The following is a 13,862-nucleotide window of genomic DNA, read 5'->3' as shown; positions in this document are numbered from 1 at the left end:
CGGCCGAGCAGCGCGCGCCGGTCATGCCGCCGGCGTTGCCCTCCTTGCTGCCTGGCCGGCCTTGCGTTTGTCCTTGAGACGGTAGCTCTCGCCCGTGATCTGCACGATGTGTGCGTGGTGCAGCAATCGATCGAGCATCGCCGCCGTCAGCGTCTGATCGTCGGCGAAGGCACCGGCCCACTGTGTGAACGGCAGGTTGCTGGTGAGCACCATTGAGCCGCGCTCGTATCGCTTGGCCACTACGTTGAAGAACAGGTTGGCCTCGTCGCGACCGAACGGCAGGTAGCCGACAGCACGAGAGCTTCGATCTCGTCTTCGGAAAACATCAGCGGCGGCAGCATGAAGCCCGGCCTCAAAACGTAGCCGAGGCCCGGCTCGCCTTCGATGATTGCGCCCTGCGCCTGCAGGCTGGCGATGTCGCGATACAGCGTGCGCAGGCTGATCCCCAGTGAGTCGGCGAGTTGCGCGCCGGGCACGGGAAATCGATGGCTTCGCAGAAGCTGCAACAAGCTCAACAGGCGTTGGGATCGCGACACAAGCACCAAAGGATTGATGGAGGATCGAATTGTCTCGCTCCCCGCCGGAGGGATCACCACTGCTTGAACGGCGCATGGCCGAACCTCATCGAGGCAAGGCTACTGCCGACGGGCCGCGCTATCGCGCGCTGGGCAGTAGCTGGGCGGTGCCGGTGGCGCGATGGATCGGCCAGCGCATCGAAGTGGTGAGCGCCCTCGCGCCATATGGCGGCAACTGTCACGCTACGCGTGCACGCGGCACCTCCCAAAGATGCTCTTTGGGCTGAAGAATCGAGCGAGCGTCAGGAATGTCGCGCCCCCTTGTGCAAGATCGTTGCGGCGCACTGGGAAGTGTCGACGCAACAATTGCTTACCATAGGCGTACCCTAATCAATCGCCTACTCATGCTCCAAGACGAACAAGCGCGCATCACCTTCTATTCGCTGAACCGCTGCGGCTTCTACAAATGGCGCGGACAGCACCCTGAGTTCGGCGGTTTGGCAGATACCTTTACGCAGCTTGCCGCCTGGGGACGAAACAAGGCCCTATCCCTAACAAAGTTGGCCGAGCCCGTGGAGGGCTCCGACCAATTGCCCGTCTACCTGCTCGGTATCGTGGCGGTTGGAAACGATTGGCTCATGGCTTGCTGGAATGAAACGCCCGCTCGAGGGGGGAGGGTTACTTCAATCAGCATGAATTCGCGGGTCGGAACGCCCCAGGTACACGAGAGTGAGCTTGAGCCGAACACTATTTCCGCGGTGTTTCACCAACACAAAGCCCCTCGATGAGGGGCTTTGTAATTTCAGGGCTGCCCCGGAACTGGCTTTGCCAGGCCGGAGGCAGCGCCCCCGGTAGGGGGTGGGCGAAGCGACACGAAGTGCGCGTAGCCTGAGGGCGAGTTCATGGCTCAAGCCTGGGGGCGAGCTTGTTCCTCCCGGTCGGGTAGAGCGGCCGCAGGTATTCGTGGAGCGCTAGGGCTGCGGCACCGATTGCGGGTGCCCATTCGCCGTGGCGCACGCCGCGCACCACCGGGGGTGGCATGCCGGCGCTTTCCGCATAGCGGCCGACCGCCTCGATCGCGAGGCGCAGGAACTCGGGATGCGCCTGGCACGACTTGCCGCCGACGACGATCGCGCGTGGTTCGAAAGTGACCCACAGGTTCTGGAGCAGGACGCCCAGGTAGCCGGCGGCGCGGCGCAGGTCGCCGGCCTCGCGGTCGAGCACGCGCGAGCCGAGGAAGACTTCGGCGCAACCCCGCCTTCCGCACGAGCATCGCGGTCCGTCCATCTGGAGCACCGTGTGGCCGATCTCGCCGGCCATGCCTTGGGCGCCGACGAAGAGACGGTCGTTCAGCACGATGCCGGCACCGACGCCGACGTCGCAGCTCACGTAGATCAGGGGGTCCTCGCCCTCGCCGGCCGAAAACTCGTATTCGCCGAGCGCGGCAGTATCGGCGTCGTTCTGGAGTTGCACCGTGATGCCCGACACGCCCTTGGCCGCGAGTGCCTTCGTGAGGCCGGGCAGCAGGCTGACGTCGCGCCAGCCGAGGTTCGGTGCGAAGCGCACCACGCCGGTAGCGTCGTGCACCGCACCGGGAATGCCGGCGCCAATGCCCGACAGGCTGCGCCCCGAGGCAAGCAGGTGCCGGTGCGCGTCGGACACCATCCGCGCGACCTGTGCGCACACCGCCGGAGGCGTAGGGTTGTCGAGCGGCTGCGCTTGGGAATACAGCACATCGCCCTGCAGCGACACGCTCACGACGCGCACGACTTCGATGGCGATTTCCACACCGATCAATGCGCGCACGCCGGCGTTGATGCGCAGCGGCGTCGAAGGCCGGCCGAGCCCGTCGGCGACGGGTGCGCCGGCCTCGTCGAGCCAGCCCTCGTCGAGCAACTCGCGAACGAGAAGACTCACCGTCGACTTGGTCAGCCCGCTTTCGGCGGCCAGCCGAGCGCGTGACAGCCCCGGCTGCGCGCGCAGCAAGCGCAGCAAGACGCTCCGGTTGATGCGCCTGACCAGTTGCTGGTCGCCGATCATGAGCTAACCCCCAGGCTTGCCCACTTCGTGTGGCCGCCCACCCCCTTCCAGGGGGCAATACCTGCGGCCCGGCAAAGCCGGCTCCGCGGTATTCCTGGACGGACTCGCGCGGTCACCGGTGGGCCTGTTCCTTCCCCTCGGGCCGCTTGCCGGCGATGATCATTCCGAGCACCTCGTCCTCGGTCACGTCGTCCGTGCGATAGGTGCCGACGAGGCGGCCGTTCTTCATGACCGCGAGGCGATCGCTCAGGCCGAACACGTCCGGCATGTCGTGCGTGATCAGGAAGATGCCGACGCCGTCGGCCTTGAGTTGGCGCACCAGCGCGCCGACCATGGCCGTCTCTTCCGGGCCGAGCGCAGCGCAGGGTTCGTCCATGATCAGGATGCGCGCGTTGAAGTACAGCGCCCGCGAGATCGCCACCACCTGCCGCTGCCCGCCCGACAACCGGCGCACCGGCACGCGGATGTTGGTGAAGTTCTTGTTGAGGCGCTGGAACACCTTGCGCGCCTGGCCTTCCATGAAGTGATCATCGAGCGTGCGCCATGGCGTGAGCTTTTCGCGGCCGAGAAAGAGGTTCGCGACCGAATCGAGGTTGTCGGCGAGCGCGAGCGTCTGGTAGATGGTCTCGATGCCTTGCGCCTGCGCTTCGGAAGGCGTGCGGATGTGGACCTTCTCGCCCGCGATGAGCGTCTCGCCGGCGTCGATGGGGTAGGCGCCCGCGAGCATCTTCATCAGCGTCGACTTGCCCGCGCCGTTGTGGCCGAGCAGCGCGACGACTTCGCCCGGATGGAGATTGACGCTGACGCCGTCGACCGCCTTCACGCCGCCGAAGGCCTTGTGGATGTCGCGCAGTTCGACCAGGGGTTGGGTGGGAGTGTTCATCATGCCTCCCCGAAGCGCTTGCGGTAGAGCACGTCGAAGACGACCGCGATGATCAGCACCTGCCCGATGATGACCATGCGCTTGCCGATCGGCACGTCGAGCAGCAGCATGCCGCTGTCGAGCGATTGCATGATGAGCGCGCCCAGCACCGAGCCGAAGATCGAACCGCTGCCGCCGGCCAGGGCCGTGCCGCCGATCACCGCCGCGGCAATCACGTAGAGCTCCATGCCGCTGCCCAGCGAGTTGGTGCCAGCGTTGAGCCGTGCGATGGAAACAATGGCGGCGATGGTCACCAGCACGGCAAGCAGCGCGAAAAGCATCAGCGTGACTCGCTTGACGGGAATGCCGACCAGCGCGGCGGCGTCCGGATTGCCGCCCATTGCGAACACGTAGCGCCCGAAGCGCGTGCGGTGCACGATGAATGACAACACCACCGCCACCACGGCCCAGATCAGGACCGGGATCGGAATGCCCTGCGCCTCCGTCTTCGACGAGATCTGGTAGCTGTTCATCGTCGCAGCGAAGGCAAACACGATGATGACCGGAACGGCTGTCAGCAACACATCCAGCCAGAGGGGTTCGACCGGCATCTCGTGACGCTGCCGCGCGCGCCGCTTCTGCAGCATCCGCGCGAACAGCACGATGCCGACGAACGCCGCCAGCGCCCACGTCGCAGTGGTGCCGATCCCGCCGTCGTAGCCGCCGCCCAGGCGCTGGAAGAACTCGTCATTGACCGGCTGCGTCTTGCCGTCGGCCACGAGGAAGGCCGCGCCACGAAAGGACATGAGGCCGCCCAGCGTGACCACGAACGACGGCACGCCGAGCACCGCCGTGAGCCCGCCCTGGTAGAGCGACACCAGCAGCGCCACCGCCAGCCCCGCAAGGCTCGCCGCCGGCCACGACCAGCCCGAGGTGTATTGGAGGTACGCGACCAGCACACCGACGAAGCCCATCACCGAGCCGACCGACAGGTCGATATGGCGCGCCACGATGATCAGCACCATCACGGTCGACACGATGCCGACCACCGCCGTCTGCTGCGCGATGTTGTAGAGGTTCTCGGGCGACAGGAACACGCCGCCCGACAACATGTGGAACACGATCGCCATCACCACCAGCAGCACGCACATCAGCAGCAGCCGAAGGTCGACGCCTGTGCGCCGCCAAATCCCCGTAGACGAACTCATCTAGAAAACTCCATTCCAGAAACACCGCGGATCCGGCTCCGCCGGTCCGCAGGGTGTTGCCCCCTGCAAGGGGGTAGGCGGCCACACGAAGTGGGCAAGCCTGGGGGTGTGCCTCATTTACAAGCGGCAGGGGCCTTGTCGGCAGAGACGCCCTTGCAGAGCTCGTCCTTCTTGATCCAGCCTTCCTTGACGACCACATCGAGGTTGTCCCGCGTGATCGGCACCGGCGTCAGGAAGCGCGAGGAGATCGCGATCTTCTTCTCGCCGCCGCTCCAGTTGGCAGCCTTGTCCGCGGGCTTGCCTTGCGCGAGCGCCACGGCGGCGGATGCGGCTTCGCGGCCAAGTTCGCGCGAGTCCTTCCAGACGGTGACGGTCTGCGTGCCGAGCGCGACGCGGTTGAGCGCCGCGAAGTCGGCGTCCTGCCCCGACACCGGAATCCCGCGGATGCCCTTGGCCGAGAGCGCCGCGACCGCACCGCCGGCCGTGCCGTCGTTGGCCGCCACCACGGCATCGACCTTGTTGCCGACCTTGGTGAGGATCTGCTCCATGTTCTTCTGCGCCACTTCGGGCTTCCAGCCGTCGGTGTATTCGTCGCCGACGATCTTGATGTCGCCCTTCTTCACCGCGTCGGCGATCACCTCCTGCTGGCCGGCGCGCAGGAAGTTGGCGTTCGGGTCGGTCGGCGAGCCCTTGATCATCACGTAGTTGCCCTTGGGCTGGACCTTGTAGACCGCACGCGCCTGCATGCGGCCGACCTCGACGTTGTCGAAGGTGATGTAGAAGACGCCGGGCGTTTCGATCAGCCGGTCGTACGCGACCACCGGCACCTTCTGCTTCATCGCCTTGTTGACGGCGGGCAGGATGGCGTCCTTGTCCATTGCCAGCACGATCAGCGCCTTGGCGCCCTTGGACATCAGGCCCTCGATGTCGCCAAGCTGCTTTTCGGGCGAGCCGCCGGCGTCGGCGCTGATGTACTTGGCGCCCAGTTTTTCGAGTTGCGCCTTGATCGCGGCTTCGTCGGTCTTCCAGCGTTCTTCCTGGAAGTTGGACCAACTCACCCCCACCACGGTCTGCGCGCATGCGCCGATGGCTGTGAGCCCGAGGGCGAGGGTGGTCAGGGTGCGTGCGAGCTTCATGTGCAGGTCTCCAGGCTTGTGATGGTTCGTTGGCTCGAATTAGTTCGAGTGCCGAACTAACTATCGCAGCGCTTCGCCGAAAGTGGCATCGGGACATTCCCTGCGGGTAAATGCGCTACATCGGGATTGGTCACAATCGATACGATTTCCCTCGAAATGCGCACTGCGCATGCGCTGGAGGCAACATGGATTTAGACAATTCAGTCGCGACGATCACCGCGCTCTACCGCACGATGGTGCGCATCCGCGCCTTCGAGAACGCCGCCGAGACCGCGAGCCAGGGTGGCGTGAGCGCCTATGGCCAGCAAGCTGCGGGCGGGGCTAAGGTTCGCGGTCCGCTGCACCTTTCAACCGGCCAGGAGGCGGTGCCGGCCGGCGTCTGCGCCCACCTCGCACCGTCGGACTACCTCACCTCCACCCACCGCGGCCACGGCCACACGCTCGCCAAGGGTGCGGACCTCGGCCGGATGATGGGCGAGCTCTTCGGCAAGGCCACGGGCTTCAACGGCGGCAAGGGCGGCTCGATGCACATCGCCGATTTCTCGGTCGGCATGCTGGGCGCCAACGGCGTGGTCGCGGCGGGCCTGCCCATCGCCGTCGGTGCGGCGCACGCGCAGAAGCTCCTGAAGAAGGATGCGATCACGGTCTGCTTTTTCGGCGACGGCGCGATCAACCGCGGGCCCTTCCTCGAATCGCTCAACTGGGCGCGCGTGTACGGGCTGCCGGTGTTGTTCGTCTGCGAGGACAACCGCTGGAGCGCCACCACCGCGAGCGGCCCGATGACGGCCGGCGACGGCGCCTCGGCGCGTGCCGAAGCCATGGACATCGCATCGACCCAGGTCGACGGCAACGACGTGTTCGCGGTGCACGCGGCGGCCGGCAGGCTGGTCGCCGAAGTGCGCGGCGGCAGCGGGCCGCGCCTGCTGCATGCGCTCACCTATCGGGTGAAGGGGCATGTGTCGGTCGATCCGGCGGCGTACCGCGACCCTGCCGAACTGGCCGCGGCGCTCGAGACCGATCCGATTGCGCATGCGCGGGCCCGGCTGCTGGCCGAGGGCGTCAGCGCCGCCGCGCTCGAGACGATCGAGAACGAGGCCCATGCGGAAGTCGATGCCGCGCTGGCCGCGGCGGATGCGGCGCCGTGGCCGGACGCCAGCGCCGCCTACACCGATGTGCAGACCACCGGAGCGGGCCAATGGACCTGACGAACGAAATGGCCGGAGGCCGCGCGACGCCCGCATCGACCGCCGCGCAGGAACTCAGCTACGCCGAGGCCGCCGTGCTGGCGGTGCGGCGCGAGATGGAGGCCGATGCCAAGGTGGTCGTGCTGGGCGAAGACGTCGGCCGCGGCGGCATCTTCGGCCAGTACAGGGGCTTGCAGCAGGCCTTCGGCAGCGAGCGTGTGATCGACACGCCGATCTCCGAAGCCGCGATCATGGGCGCCGGCGTGGGCATGGCGCTGGCGGGCTTGCGTCCGGTGGTGGAGATGCGCGTGGTCGACTTCGCGCTCTGCGGCATGGACGAGCTCGTGAACCAGGCCGCCAAGAACCGCTTCATGTTCGGCGGCCAGGGCCGCGTGCCGCTCGTGGCCCGCATGCCCGGCGGCATCTGGGACGCATCGGCGGCGCAGCATTCGCAGTCGCTCGAAGCCTGGTTCGCGCACTTGCCGGGCGTGGTGGTCGCATGTCCGTCGACGCCGCAGGACAACTATTCGATGCTGCGCGCCGCGCTGCAGTGCGGCGACCCGGTGGTCTACATCGAGCACAAGACGCTCTGGGGCGTGCGCGGCAAGGTGGACGAGGGCGTGTCGGTGCCGCTCGGGAAAGCGGCCCACGTGCGCCGGGGCGATGCGCTCACGCTGATGAGCTGGGGCAAGCAGGTGCACACGTGCATGGCCGCCTGCGACGCACTCGCGGCCGAGGGCATCGCCGTCGACCTGATCGACCTGCGCACGCTGTGGCCGTGGGACCGCGAGGCGGTGCTTGCATCGTGCGGCCGCACCGGCCGCCTGCTGGTGGTACACGAGGCCGTGCAGGCCGCGGGCTTCGGCGCGGAGATTGCGGCGACCGCCGCCGAGGCGACGGGCTGCCGCGTCGCCCGCCTCGGCGCGCCGCGCATCCCCGTCGGCTATGCGCCGGTGCTGGAGGCGCAATCGCGCGTGAGCGCCGAACAGATCATGAATGCCGCGAGAGCGATGCAGGGATGACTGCCGGCCTGAAAGACTCGGTCTTCTTCAAGCTGGTCCGCGTCGTCAACCTGACGGCGCGGCCCTTCCAGCAGCGCGTGGGCGAGCAGCACCAGCTCACGCTCAACGAATGGCGCACGATGGCCGTGCTGGGCGCCCACCCGGGCCTCACGGCCACGCAGGTCGCGGACCTCACCGGGCTGGACAAGATGGCCGTCAGCCGCGCGCTGGCCGGCTTGCAGCGCCACAAGCGGCTGCACCGCCATGAAGATCCGACCGACCTGCGCCGCAACAGGCTCTACCTGAGCAGCATCGGCAAGGATCTCTACGCAACGGTGAGCGCGCAGGCACGCGAACGCGAGGCCGAACTCTTCGCGGGCGTGGCGATGGAGGAACTCCGCGCGATGAACGCCACCCTGGACAAGCTCGTCGCATCGGTCTCCGGCACTGCCGAGCCGGGCGCGCCGGACTGAACCGCGTCCGTGCGCCCGGGGTTTACACCCGCGACGCGCCGTCCGCTTCGCCTGTAAAAATAGGCACACCGAGCCGGCGACCGACCGGCCCTCTCACATCCACAGGAAAAATTTCAGCATGGCCCACTCCCCCCTCTTCCGCCGCCGCACAGCGCTGACCCTGGCCGCGACGGCCACACTGGCCCTGGCCGCAGGAACGGCCACGGCCCAAACGACCTGGCCGACCAAGCCCGTGCGCATCGTGGTCCCGTTCGCGCCCGGCGGCACCACCGACATCCTCGCGCGCGCTGTCGCGCCCGAGTTGTCCAAGGCTTTCGGCCAGCAGTTCATCGTCGACAACCGTGCCGGCGCGGGCGGCAACGTGGGCGCCGAGATCGTCGCGAAATCGCCCAATGACGGCTACACGCTGCTGATGGGGACGGTCGGCACGCACGGCATCAACCGCGCGCTGTACCCCAAGCTGCCGTTCGACCCGATCAAGGACTTCGCGCCCATCACGCTGGTCGCCGCCGTGCCGAACGTGATGGAGATGAATGTCGACAAGGCGAAGGCGCTCAACATCAACAACGTCGCCGACTTCGTGAAGTACGCCAAGGCCAACCCGGGCAAGCTCAACATGGCATCGAGCGGCAGCGGCACCTCGATCCACCTGGCCGGCGAACTTTTCAAGACCATGACCGGCAGCTACATGACGCACATCCCCTATCGGGGATCCGGACCGGCGCTGCTGGACCTCGTCGGCGGCAATGCCGACGTGATGTTCGACAACCTCCCGTCGTCGATGCAGCAGATCAAGGGCGGGAAGCTCAAGGCGCTGGCGGTGACCAGTTCGCAACGCTCACCCGCCCTGCCCGACGTGCCGACCGTCGAGGAAGCGGGCGGCCCGGCCCTGAAGGGCTACGAGGCCAGTTCCTGGTTCGGCCTTCTTGCGCCGGCAGGCACCTCTCCGGACATCATCAACCGCATCCAGCAGGAAGTCGCCAAAGCCCTCGGCACCCCCACCCTCAAGGAAAAGATGGTCGCCCAAGGCGCCATCCCCAGCGGCAACACCCCCGCCGAATTCGCCAAGCTGATCGACAGCGAACACGCCAAGTGGGCAAAGGTAGTGAAAGCCTCCGGCGCCAAAGTCGACTAACCCCCAGGCTCGCGCACTTCGTGTCGCTCTCCACCCCCTTGCAGGGGGCGCCGCGCGCGGCCCGGCGAAGCCGGTTCCGCCGCAGCTCACGACCGAAGCGCGACTTACTTCAAACGGGCAGCGATGCCGGCAGACACCTCAGATTCAGAAATACCGCGGAACCGGCTCAGCCGGGCCGCCGGTGTTGCCCCCTGGAAGGGGGTGGAGAGCGACACGAAGTGCGCGAGCCTGGGGGTGAGCTACACCTCCCAGACGACGTCCTTGCCGTCAGCCAGGGAGTCCTTCAGCATGTGAAGAAGCGGCGCCGCACGCTGGCGGATGCCGATGTGCTGCTTCTCGGCGTCCTCGTCATGGCCCTCGACCGCATAAGCGTCCGCGTTGTGCGCGTTGCGCCCCTCGTTGGCCATCGCGGCCTCCAGCGCGGCAATGGCAGCGGGCATCTGCTCGCCGGTGATCACACCCTTGGGCGCCGGCGTCTTGCCGATGATCTCGAACAGCTGGCGCGCATGCACCTCGAGCATCACGAAGGGGGGAGTCGCCCGAGATTGGAATCGATACAGCATGGTGCCTCACTTACTTGTAGATGTAGTCGCGAACAAAAGGGTACTCCGATTGTGAGCCACGCAGCGGACGACCGTCGACCGCGCCGTCCGGGCGGGTGGCCAGCATCTGGTGCAGCGAGATCCAGCCCTGCTCGAAACTCATCGCCGACCCGGCCAGGTAGAGCCGGTAGGCGCGCAGGATGCGCTCGGCGTTCTCGCCTTGCCGTCCGCCGGCGCGCTGAAGCACTTCGCGCGCCGCATCGAGTTGGGATTCGAGCGAATCGGACCAGGCCCAGAGCGTGCGCGCGTAGTGCGGCCGCAGGTTTTCGGTGTCGACCATTTCGAGGCCCGCAGCCGCCGTCTCGCGCAGCACGTGCGTCACGTGCAGGAGTTCGCCGCCGGGAAAGATGTACTTCTCGATGAAATCCCCCATGCCGGCGCCGAGCTGGTGGTAGTCAAGCTGGCCGGAGGTGATGCCGTGGTTCATCAAGAGGCCGCCCGGCGCCAGCAGCGCGTGTATCTTGCGGAAGTAGGTCGCCATGTTCGCGCTGCCGACGTGCTCGAACATCCCGACGGACGAAATCTTGTCGAAGGGCTTGTCGTCGTCGAGCTTGCGGTAGTCGCGCAGTTCGACACGCACGCGGCCCTGCAGGCCCTTCTCCTCGATCAGGTGCTGCACATGGGCGTGCTGGTTCTTCGACAGCGTGATGCCGGTGGCATCCACGCCGTAGTGCTCGGCGGCCCACATCAGGAGCGCGCCCCAGCCTGAACCGATGTCGAGATAGCGCTCGCCCGGCTTCAGCATGAGCTTGCGGCAGATGTGGTCGAGCTTGGCCTCCTGCGCCTGGGCCAGCGTCATGTCCGCTTCGCGGAAATAGGCGCAGGAATAGACCCGCCGCGCATCGAGCCACAGCGCGTAGAAGTCGTCCGAGACGTCGTAGTGGAACTCGATCTGCGCCGCGTCCTTGCCCAGGGAATGCGAGCCACGCGACTTGGCACGGCGCTGCAGGCGACTCCACCACCCGGTGTTGGTCTCGGCCGGATTGCCGGGCAGCAGGCCGACGGCCGCGTCGATGAGGTCGCGCATGGCCCCCTCGATCTGGACGCGGCCCTCGACGTAGGCCTCGCCGATGGCGCCGATCTGCCGCCCCGCCAGCTTGGCGAGGGCCGACCATTCGTCGAAAGCAAGTGTCACGCGTGATCCGGGCTTCGCAACCTGCCGGCCGTCGGGCAATTGCAGCGTGATGGGCACGGACAGGGAAGAAAGCTGGGACTCGATCTTCGGAATCAGGCTTTGCATGGGATTGATTTTTGCCATGCGCAAGCAACCGCGTCAACTGGCCTCCTCGAGCGGCCTCGGGGTCTCCAGGGTTGACATCAGATTGTTTATGCCTAAACTATTTATCCATGAATAGCTTCACCCCGAACCTTCAGCGCATCGTGTGCATCGGCGGCGGCCCGGCAGGGCTGTACTTCGCGTTGTTGATGAAAGCGCGGCAGCCGAGCCTCGAAATCACGGTGATCGAGCGCAATCGCCCCTTCGACACCTTCGGCTGGGGCGTGGTGCTGAGCGATCAGACCCTCGCCAACCTGGCCGCGGCTGACCCCGAGACGGCGGCGATCATCGGCCGGGAGTTCCACCACTGGGACGACATCCAGGTGTTCTTCAAGGGCGGGCAGGTGCGATCGGGCGGCCATGGCTTCTGCGGCATCGGGCGCAAGCGGCTGCTCAACATCCTGCAGGAGCGTTGTCTCGCCCTCGGCGTCAAGCTGGTGTTCGAGACGGACGCCGCGGACGACCAGGCGGTGGCGGCGCAGTACAACGCCGACCTGGTGATCGCCAGTGATGGCCTCAACAGCCGCATCCGCCAGCGCTACGCGGACGTGTTCGATCCCGATGTCGACCTGCGGCAATGCCGCTTTGTCTGGCTCGGCACGAACCAGACCTTCGACGCCTTCACCTTCGCCTTCGAGAAGACGGAGCACGGCTGGTTCCAGGCGCACGCTTACCAGTTCGACGACAAGACATCGACCTTCATCGTCGAGACGCCGGAAGCGGTCTGGCAGGCGCACGGCCTCGACAAGATGGAGCAGCCGGAGGCGATCGCCTTCTGCGAGAAGCTCTTCGCGAAGTACCTGGATGGTCACTCGCTGATCAGCAATGCCACGCATCTGCGCGGGTCGGCCAACTGGATCCGCTTCCCGCGCGTGGTCTGCCAGCATTGGACGCACCGCGTCAATGTGAACGGCAAGACTGTCCCGGTCGTGCTGATGGGCGATGCGGCACACACGGCGCACTTCTCGATCGGCTCCGGCACCAAGCTCGCGCTCGAAGACGCGATCGACCTGGCCAACGAGTTCGCCGGCGGCGGCGACATCGACCACGTGCTCGAGGCCTACGAGGCGCGCCGCAGCGTCGAGGTACTCAAGATCCAGAACGCGGCGCGCAACTCGACGGAATGGTTCGAGAACGTGCATCGGTACACGGGCATGGAGATTGAGCAGTTCGCGTACTCGCTGCTCACGCGCTCGCAGCGCATCAGCCATGAAAACCTTCGCTTGCGCGACACGTCATGGCTGGGCGGCTACGAACAGTGGCTCTCGGGCGGCAAGCCCCTGCCTCCGATGCTGATGCCGCTCACCGTGCGCGGGCTGACGCTCAAGAATCGCATCGTCGTGTCGCCGATGGCGACCTACAGCGCGGTCGATGGCGTGCCGCAGGATTTCCTGCTGGTGCACCTCGGCGCGCGCGCGCTCGGTGGCGCAGCCATGGTGTTCGTCGAGATGACCAGCCCGACGCCTGAAGGCCGCATCACGCCGGCCTGCACCGGGCTCTACAACGACGCGCAGTCCGCGGCGTTCAAACGCATCGTCGACTTTGTGCACACGCAATCGAGCGCGAAGATCGGCATGCAGCTCGGCCACAGCGGCCCCAAGGGTTCCACGCAGGTCGGCTGGGAAGGCACGGACGAGCCGCTGCCGGAAGGCAACTGGCCGCTGCTGGCCGCCAGCGCGCTCGCCTACGGCGAGCAGAACCAGCTGCCGGCGCAGATGACCCGCGCCGACATGGACCTGCTGCGCGACCAGTTCGTCGAATCCACCCGGCGCGCCGCCGAGGCCGGTTTCGACTGGCTCGAACTGCACTGCGCGCACGGCTACCTGCTGTCGTCCTTCATCAGCCCGCTGACGAACCTCCGCACCGACGAATACGGCGGCGACATCGACAACCGCTGCCGCTACCCGCTCGAGGTCTTCCGCGCCATGCGCGCCGTCTGGCCTGCCGATCGACCGATGAGCGTGCGCATCTCGGCCCACGACTGGGCGCCCGGCGGCAACACCGACGCAGATGCGGTGGTGGTGGCGCGCGCTTTCAAGGAAGCGGGCTGCGACTTCATCGACGTGTCGTCCGGCCAGACCACGCGCACGGCGAAGCCGGTGTACGGGCGCATGTACCAGACGCCTTTCGCGGATCGCATCCGCAACGAAGTCGGCATCTCGACGATCGCCGTCGGCGCCATCACCGATGCCGACCAGGCCAACAGCATCATCGCCGCGGGGCGTGCCGACCTATGCGCCGTTGCCCGTCCGCACCTGGCCGACCCGGCATGGACGCTTCACGAAGCGGCCAAGCTGCAGAGCCGTGACGTCGACTGGCCCAAGCAATACCTGAGCGGCCGCGACCAGATGTACCGCGAGATCGCCAAGCAGCAGCAGCTTGCGGCGGCAATGGCGGCAGCGCCGCGCGCGCCCGAAGAGGAGCAATAGC

Annotated in this window: 12 protein-coding genes and 2 pseudogenes; 6 read left to right on the top strand and 8 right to left on the bottom strand. The window is 66.8% G+C overall.

The features are described 5' to 3' along the window. Positions 1 to 21 precede the first annotated feature (21 nt). Both ACSFBL_RS23960 and ACSFBL_RS23955 read right to left on the bottom strand, forming a co-directional pair. A pseudogene (locus tag ACSFBL_RS23960) lies at positions 22 to 291 on the bottom strand (ATP-binding protein); the annotation flags it as partial. After that, positions 291 to 536 (bottom strand): annotated as a pseudogene (locus ACSFBL_RS23955) (helix-turn-helix transcriptional regulator); the annotation flags it as partial. The pseudogenes ACSFBL_RS23955 and ACSFBL_RS23960, both read right to left, overlap by 1 nt. A 383-nt stretch (positions 537 to 919) precedes the next feature. On the opposite strand from ACSFBL_RS23955, the gene ACSFBL_RS23950 reads away from it, so the two are divergent. Then, positions 920 to 1,303 carry a hypothetical protein gene (locus ACSFBL_RS23950; RefSeq protein ID WP_435518302.1) on the top strand — a complete coding sequence of 128 codons (384 nt, stop codon included), beginning with the start codon at positions 920 to 922 and terminating at the stop codon, positions 1,301 to 1,303. A 112-nt stretch (positions 1,304 to 1,415) separates the two neighbouring features. On the opposite strand, the gene ACSFBL_RS23945 is transcribed toward ACSFBL_RS23950, so the two are convergent. The 4 genes from ACSFBL_RS23945 to xylF form a co-directional block, all read right to left on the bottom strand. Next, on the bottom strand, positions 1,416 to 2,555 hold the full coding sequence (locus ACSFBL_RS23945) for an ROK family transcriptional regulator (protein ID WP_435518301.1): 1,140 nt from the start codon (positions 2,553 to 2,555) through the stop codon (positions 1,416 to 1,418). Between the two features lie 112 nt (positions 2,556 to 2,667). Continuing rightward, positions 2,668 to 3,438, bottom strand: a complete 771-nt coding sequence (locus ACSFBL_RS23940; protein WP_435518300.1) for an ATP-binding cassette domain-containing protein — start codon at positions 3,436 to 3,438, stop codon at positions 2,668 to 2,670. Continuing rightward, the gene (locus tag ACSFBL_RS23935) at positions 3,438 to 4,625 is read right to left on the bottom strand and encodes a sugar ABC transporter permease (RefSeq protein ID WP_435518299.1); all 1,188 of its coding nucleotides are present in this window, start codon (positions 4,623 to 4,625) and stop codon (positions 3,438 to 3,440) included. The genes ACSFBL_RS23940 and ACSFBL_RS23935 overlap by 1 nt, the downstream gene beginning before the upstream one ends. A 113-nt stretch (positions 4,626 to 4,738) precedes the next feature. Continuing rightward, positions 4,739 to 5,761, bottom strand: a complete 1,023-nt coding sequence (gene xylF / locus ACSFBL_RS23930) for a D-xylose ABC transporter substrate-binding protein (protein WP_435518298.1) — start codon at positions 5,759 to 5,761, stop codon at positions 4,739 to 4,741. Between the two features lie 185 nt (positions 5,762 to 5,946). Between xylF and ACSFBL_RS23925 the strand changes: the two genes are divergently transcribed. The 4 genes from ACSFBL_RS23925 (at position 5,947) to ACSFBL_RS23910 (ending at position 9,554) form a co-directional block, all read left to right on the top strand. Next, positions 5,947 to 6,966, top strand: coding sequence for a thiamine pyrophosphate-dependent dehydrogenase E1 component subunit alpha (locus ACSFBL_RS23925; RefSeq protein ID WP_435518297.1), 1,020 nt, complete (start codon positions 5,947 to 5,949; stop codon positions 6,964 to 6,966). Continuing rightward, complete coding sequence (locus ACSFBL_RS23920) at positions 6,957 to 7,967, top strand: alpha-ketoacid dehydrogenase subunit beta (protein ID WP_435518296.1); 1,011 nt, start codon at positions 6,957 to 6,959, stop codon at positions 7,965 to 7,967. Before ACSFBL_RS23925 ends, ACSFBL_RS23920 begins: the two co-directional genes overlap by 10 nt. Continuing rightward, entirely contained in the window at positions 7,964 to 8,419 is a 456-nt protein-coding gene (locus ACSFBL_RS23915; RefSeq protein WP_435518295.1) for a MarR family winged helix-turn-helix transcriptional regulator, read from the top strand. The genes ACSFBL_RS23920 and ACSFBL_RS23915 overlap by 4 nt, the downstream gene beginning before the upstream one ends. 118 nt (positions 8,420 to 8,537) lie before the next feature. Continuing rightward, positions 8,538 to 9,554 (top strand): Bug family tripartite tricarboxylate transporter substrate binding protein, encoded by a 1,017-nt coding sequence (locus ACSFBL_RS23910; protein WP_435518294.1) that lies wholly within the window; start codon positions 8,538 to 8,540, stop codon positions 9,552 to 9,554. A 239-nt stretch (positions 9,555 to 9,793) separates the two neighbouring features. On the opposite strand, the gene ACSFBL_RS23905 is transcribed toward ACSFBL_RS23910, so the two are convergent. Together ACSFBL_RS23905 and ACSFBL_RS23900 are read right to left on the bottom strand one after the other, a co-directional pair. Continuing rightward, on the bottom strand, positions 9,794 to 10,117 hold the full coding sequence (locus tag ACSFBL_RS23905; protein WP_435518293.1) for a DUF1840 domain-containing protein: 324 nt from the start codon (positions 10,115 to 10,117) through the stop codon (positions 9,794 to 9,796). Between the two features lie 10 nt (positions 10,118 to 10,127). Beyond that, positions 10,128 to 11,396, bottom strand: coding sequence for a class I SAM-dependent methyltransferase (locus ACSFBL_RS23900; RefSeq protein ID WP_435518292.1), 1,269 nt, complete (start codon positions 11,394 to 11,396; stop codon positions 10,128 to 10,130). A gap of 107 nt (positions 11,397 to 11,503) precedes the next feature. On the opposite strand from ACSFBL_RS23900, the gene ACSFBL_RS23895 reads away from it, so the two are divergent. Beyond that, positions 11,504 to 13,861, top strand: a complete 2,358-nt coding sequence (locus tag ACSFBL_RS23895; protein ID WP_435518291.1) for a bifunctional salicylyl-CoA 5-hydroxylase/oxidoreductase — start codon at positions 11,504 to 11,506, stop codon at positions 13,859 to 13,861. Position 13,862 lies beyond the last annotated feature (1 nt).

This window comes from Variovorax glacialis, assembly GCF_051216375.1.
In the GTDB taxonomy this organism is placed as follows: domain Bacteria; phylum Pseudomonadota; class Gammaproteobacteria; order Burkholderiales; family Burkholderiaceae_C; genus Variovorax.
This window is presented reverse-complemented; position numbering and strand designations above follow the sequence as displayed.

Excerpts from the sequence above, each read along its gene's own strand:
- ACSFBL_RS23950 (WP_435518302.1), top strand. The coding sequence starts at position 920 with ATGCTCCAAGACGAACAAGCGCGCATCACCTTCTATTCGCTGAACCGC.
- ACSFBL_RS23945 (WP_435518301.1), bottom strand. The coding sequence starts at position 2,555 with ATGATCGGCGACCAGCAACTGGTCAGGCGCATCAACCGGAGCGTCTTG.
- ACSFBL_RS23940 (WP_435518300.1), bottom strand. The coding sequence starts at position 3,438 with ATGAACACTCCCACCCAACCCCTGGTCGAACTGCGCGACATCCACAAG.
- ACSFBL_RS23935 (WP_435518299.1), bottom strand. The coding sequence starts at position 4,625 with ATGAGTTCGTCTACGGGGATTTGGCGGCGCACAGGCGTCGACCTTCGG.
- xylF (WP_435518298.1), bottom strand. The coding sequence starts at position 5,761 with ATGAAGCTCGCACGCACCCTGACCACCCTCGCCCTCGGGCTCACAGCC.
- ACSFBL_RS23925 (WP_435518297.1), top strand. The coding sequence starts at position 5,947 with ATGGATTTAGACAATTCAGTCGCGACGATCACCGCGCTCTACCGCACG.
- ACSFBL_RS23920 (WP_435518296.1), top strand. The coding sequence starts at position 6,957 with ATGGACCTGACGAACGAAATGGCCGGAGGCCGCGCGACGCCCGCATCG.
- ACSFBL_RS23915 (WP_435518295.1), top strand. The coding sequence starts at position 7,964 with ATGACTGCCGGCCTGAAAGACTCGGTCTTCTTCAAGCTGGTCCGCGTC.
- ACSFBL_RS23910 (WP_435518294.1), top strand. The coding sequence starts at position 8,538 with ATGGCCCACTCCCCCCTCTTCCGCCGCCGCACAGCGCTGACCCTGGCC.
- ACSFBL_RS23905 (WP_435518293.1), bottom strand. The coding sequence starts at position 10,117 with ATGCTGTATCGATTCCAATCTCGGGCGACTCCCCCCTTCGTGATGCTC.
- ACSFBL_RS23900 (WP_435518292.1), bottom strand. The coding sequence starts at position 11,396 with ATGCAAAGCCTGATTCCGAAGATCGAGTCCCAGCTTTCTTCCCTGTCC.
- ACSFBL_RS23895 (WP_435518291.1), top strand. The coding sequence starts at position 11,504 with ATGAATAGCTTCACCCCGAACCTTCAGCGCATCGTGTGCATCGGCGGC.